Annotated in this window: 4 protein-coding genes; 1 reads left to right on the top strand and 3 read right to left on the bottom strand. The window is 70.3% G+C overall.

What is annotated here, in order from left to right:
* Positions 1-390: 390 nt before the first annotated feature.
* Positions 391-648 carry a hypothetical protein gene (locus tag ACZ3TI_RS40720; RefSeq protein WP_465735599.1) on the top strand — a complete coding sequence of 86 codons (258 nt, stop codon included), beginning with the start codon at positions 391-393 and terminating at the stop codon, positions 646-648.
* Positions 649-958: 310 nt separating this feature from the next.
* Here the strand turns inward: ACZ3TI_RS40720 and ACZ3TI_RS40715 are convergent, their stop codons facing one another.
* Genes ACZ3TI_RS40715 through ACZ3TI_RS40705 form a run of 3 tightly spaced genes read right to left on the bottom strand, consistent with a single transcriptional unit; the run spans position 959 to position 3,592 of the window.
* A complete protein-coding gene (locus tag ACZ3TI_RS40715; protein WP_465735597.1) occupies positions 959-1,822 on the bottom strand; it encodes a helix-turn-helix domain-containing protein in 864 nt (287 codons plus the stop codon).
* Positions 1,819-3,231, bottom strand: a complete 1,413-nt coding sequence (locus tag ACZ3TI_RS40710; protein ID WP_465735595.1) for a hypothetical protein — start codon at positions 3,229-3,231, stop codon at positions 1,819-1,821. Before ACZ3TI_RS40710 ends, ACZ3TI_RS40715 begins: the two co-directional genes overlap by 4 nt.
* On the bottom strand, positions 3,224-3,592 hold the full coding sequence (locus tag ACZ3TI_RS40705; protein ID WP_465735593.1) for a hypothetical protein: 369 nt from the start codon (positions 3,590-3,592) through the stop codon (positions 3,224-3,226). The genes ACZ3TI_RS40710 and ACZ3TI_RS40705 overlap by 8 nt, the downstream gene beginning before the upstream one ends.
* Positions 3,593-3,706 lie beyond the last annotated feature (114 nt).

Raw genomic sequence — 3,706 nt, 5'->3', positions numbered from 1 at the left:
GCACGACGGCGCAGCTCAAGCGGGTAGGAGGAGGGACGTGCCATGACTCGAATCCTTACATGAAATCGAGTCTCTACCGAACCCGGGGCGGTTCAGAGTGCTCCTTGTAGGGCGTCTGAGCTGGACCGTTTCAGGAGCTGCAACTACGTTCCAAAGCCTATGAGAACGCCATGAGGGGCTCTGGCTCTTGGGGCTGCCAGTCAGCCTACCGGCGAGGGGGCGGGCGTCAGAGCTGTACCGGCCCGGCGGTCCTGTCCGGGTTTCTGTTGGCGTGGCTGCTGCCAAGAGTTGGAGGTCCCCAGGGGCGTGGCCCGCACGGCCGGGCTGGGCCCGTGCTGTGGGGGTGGTGGCCTCGGTGCGCGCCGTCGGCCGTCGTCCAGGCCGTCGTCGGTGTTGCTGCTCGCCCTCTCGCCGCAGGCCTCGCTGTGCTCCGCCCAGGCCCCCTCCGTCCGGCGGGGCCTGCCGGACGGTCTGCCTGCTGTGCTCCTGGTCCTGCTGGTCCGCGCCGCGGGTTCGCCGGCCGCCCGCTCGCTGCGCCGGGTCGCCGTCCTGGAGCTGCTCGGTCCTGCCCGCTCGCCGCCGTCCTCGACCAGGGCTGAGCGGCGGTGCCGGCCGGTGCCGGGCCGGTGCCGGAGCGGCTGCACGTAGGTACCACCGCAGGCACCGCCGTAGATGCCACCGCAGGTACGGGCGTAGGTACCACCGTAGGTACCCCGCCGCCCCGGGACGCTGCCGCATGTTCCCGCAGGTCAGCAGCCCTTTTTCGACGGCCGGAAAATCAGACAACCCCTTCTGTCCATCCCTTTCCCCGGCTTGCTGGTAGGTGGAGGTGCGGTGGGTGGGTGACGGTCCGGACGGCAGGGGTTCTCACCCTGCGGGGCCCTGGTGGTCGTGCGCGTCCGGCGAAGCCGTCCGTGTCGGGTGACGTGGATTTGTCGGTGGTCGGCGACAGGTTGTGTCAGTGGGTGGCGACATGGGCTATGTCAGTGGGAGAGCGTGGCGAGGGTGTGTGGGTGTCGCCGTGCGGGTTGAGGCTGTAGAGGACGTCGTCGGTCAGCGCGAGCGTCAGGCCGCCGGGTTGGGTGACGTATCCGGCGTTGATGAGGCCGCTGATCGCGTGGTCCTGGGACGGGTTGGTGTGGTCGGTGTCGCCGGTGTGCCAGATGGTCAGGAGGGTTTCGGCTTCGGTGGGGGTGAGGGGGTCGCGTTGGTAGCGGGTGGGTTGGTGGGTGTCGTCGTTGTCGTGGGGTGCGATGAGCTGGGTTTGCTGGCTTGTGACGAGCAGGTCCAGGCGTGGTGTGGTGCTGAGGTAGCCGCCCGGTTCGCCGCGTAGGGCTACGGCGCCGCCGATGGCTGGGTGTCCGAGGGCATGGGCGGCTGCTTCGTCGACTCGTTTGACGGGCCAGCCGAGGGCGCTGGCGATGTCTTCGGGGAGCATGGGCCGGTCGGCGAGGGTGAGGGCGTTGACCAGCCGGAGGGCGTCGTGGGCGACGCCTGGTGGTTTCTTGCCTGGGGGCTTTTTGCCGGGTGGTTGGGTGCGGGGGCGCGAGTAGAGGTCATCGGTGTCGCGCAGGATGTCGCCGGGGTGGAGATCCAGTCGTTGGGCGATCTCGTGCAGGACTCGTACGGGCAGGTCGGGGAGTTCGTCGAGGTCGATTTGGTGTTCGTGGACGCCCAGGAGGTCGGCGAGCTGCCAGGTGGTCATGCCGGCGGCGTGCAGGCGTTCCTGGAGGGCGTCGGCGCGCCGTACGAGCAGGCTCTTGTGCCTGTGGCGTTTGGGGCTGCGGCGTTTGGGGGCGTCACTGTGCTCTGGTGATGTCACGGGCGCTTTGGGGTTGGTGGGTTGAGGTGGTGGACGCTCAGGCCGCGTTGGGCCAGCCAGTCGCCGTTTCCTTGGGCGAGTTGGTCGCCGTGCCGGCAGTGGGAGCGGTGGAGCCAGGAGCTGTCGAGGTGCAGGCGGTGGCAGGTGCGGATGATTGCTTCGCGCAGGCGGCGTACGGGACTCAGGACGCCGGGCTCGCTGGGGTGGATGAAGTAGGGGTCGCCGGGGCGGGCGCCTTGGGCCAGGCGGTAGGCGTGGTGGGCGGCCAGCAGGGCTCCGGCGTGTGGCGGCATGGCGATGGGTGCGGGGGTGCGCAGGGGGTCGCTCTCTCCGGGGCCGGTGAACTTCTGGTGGCCGCGCTGTTCGTTCCAGGGCGGGCGGAGGTGTTCGCGTTCCTCGTCGGACAGGTGGGGCAGGTGGAAGCGGGATCCGTCGGGGGTGATGTCGTGGCAGCGGATCATGTCGAAGCCGGTCGGGCCGGTGTCGAAGTACAGGGCGAGGGCGGTGGCGGCGCCGGATTCCGTGTCGGCCGCGGTGCGCAGGGCGTAGGCGGTGTGCTCGGTGAAGCGGGTCACCAGCCGGGCGACGGGGTCCGGTCCCAGCGTGGCGGGCTGCCAGCGCAGCAGGGTGGCACGGGGGAGCAAGGCGGCCTGGATGGCGCGCAGGCGGATCAGCGCGTCTTCGGGGGTGGGGGCCGGGCCAAGGCGGTGGTCGCGCAGGTAGGCGGTGAGGGTGTGGGCGGTGGTGTCGGCCAGGCGGGAGGCGGCGTGCATCTCGCTTTGGTACAGGTCGGTGACGCGGGTGCGGACGGCGGTGGGCAGGGTGCGGCGGCAGGTGGCGAGGAAGAGCGGGAAGTCTGCCATGGGCATGCGCGGCAAGGGCCGTGCGGGCCGGGGTGCCTGGGGTCGCGGTGTGTCCGCCGCCTCCTCGGCTTCCTCGGTTGGCAGGGGCAGGCGGTGGTAGAACGCGGCGGGGTCGAGCAGCTCGGCGCGGGCCTTGAGGGGCGAGTGGCGCAGCAAGCTGATCAGGGTGGCGGTGGGCTGGGGGCCGGACCAGATCAGCCACAGGCCGGCCCCGGACGTCAGGGTGAGGTCCAGCAGCGGCTCGACGGTGCGCGTGGCCAGCCGGTGCACCCGGTCGACGATGATGTCCGTGACACCTGCGGCGGTGCTGAAGGCCGCGCACGTGCGGAAGATGTCGGCAACGGTGAAATCCTCCGCGAGGACGGCCTCGGGGCTCTTGCCCAGAGCCGCGAGAACGTCACGCGCCAGGTCACGCACGCTGCCTCCTGGCGAGGGACGCACCACCAGGCGGCGGCCCGAGGCCAGGGCATCCAGACGGCGGGTGAGCGCGACATCGTCGTCGGGATTCAGCACCAGCACGGCTCGCGGGCCCGAGCGGTCAGACACGGAGGCCGCCGCCGAGCAGTGCGTACGCGCTGGTGGTGATCTGCTCGTCCAGGACCGGGCGGCCTGCTGCCGCGCACAGTCCGGCTGCGGTGTGGGTGAACACTGCCCAGTCGCGCATGGTGCCGTGCCCGTAGGCGTTGTCGATCTCGAACAGCAGGTGGTCGTCGGCGCCCGAGTAGATCGGGTGGTAGCGGCGCATCAGGGCCGGGATCTCGGCCTGGGTGAGCGGCTCGAAGCGCAGGCGGCGAAAGATCCGGGAGCGGAGCATCGGTTCACGGGACAGGACCTCCCAGCAGCCATCGCCGCCGACGTACAGCAGCGCGAAGCGCGTGCGCTGGTCATCATGCAGATGCCGCAGCAACTCAATACAGTCCCCGGTAAGAAAGTGTTGGGTAATTGATCAACTGCGTGGCGTGATGCGCTGGCGGTGATCTTCGCGGTCCGGGTGTCCGCGAAGATCACCGCCATGTGTGTC

Source organism: Kitasatospora sp. NPDC023120 (genome assembly GCF_055560835.1).
This window is presented reverse-complemented; position numbering and strand designations above follow the sequence as displayed.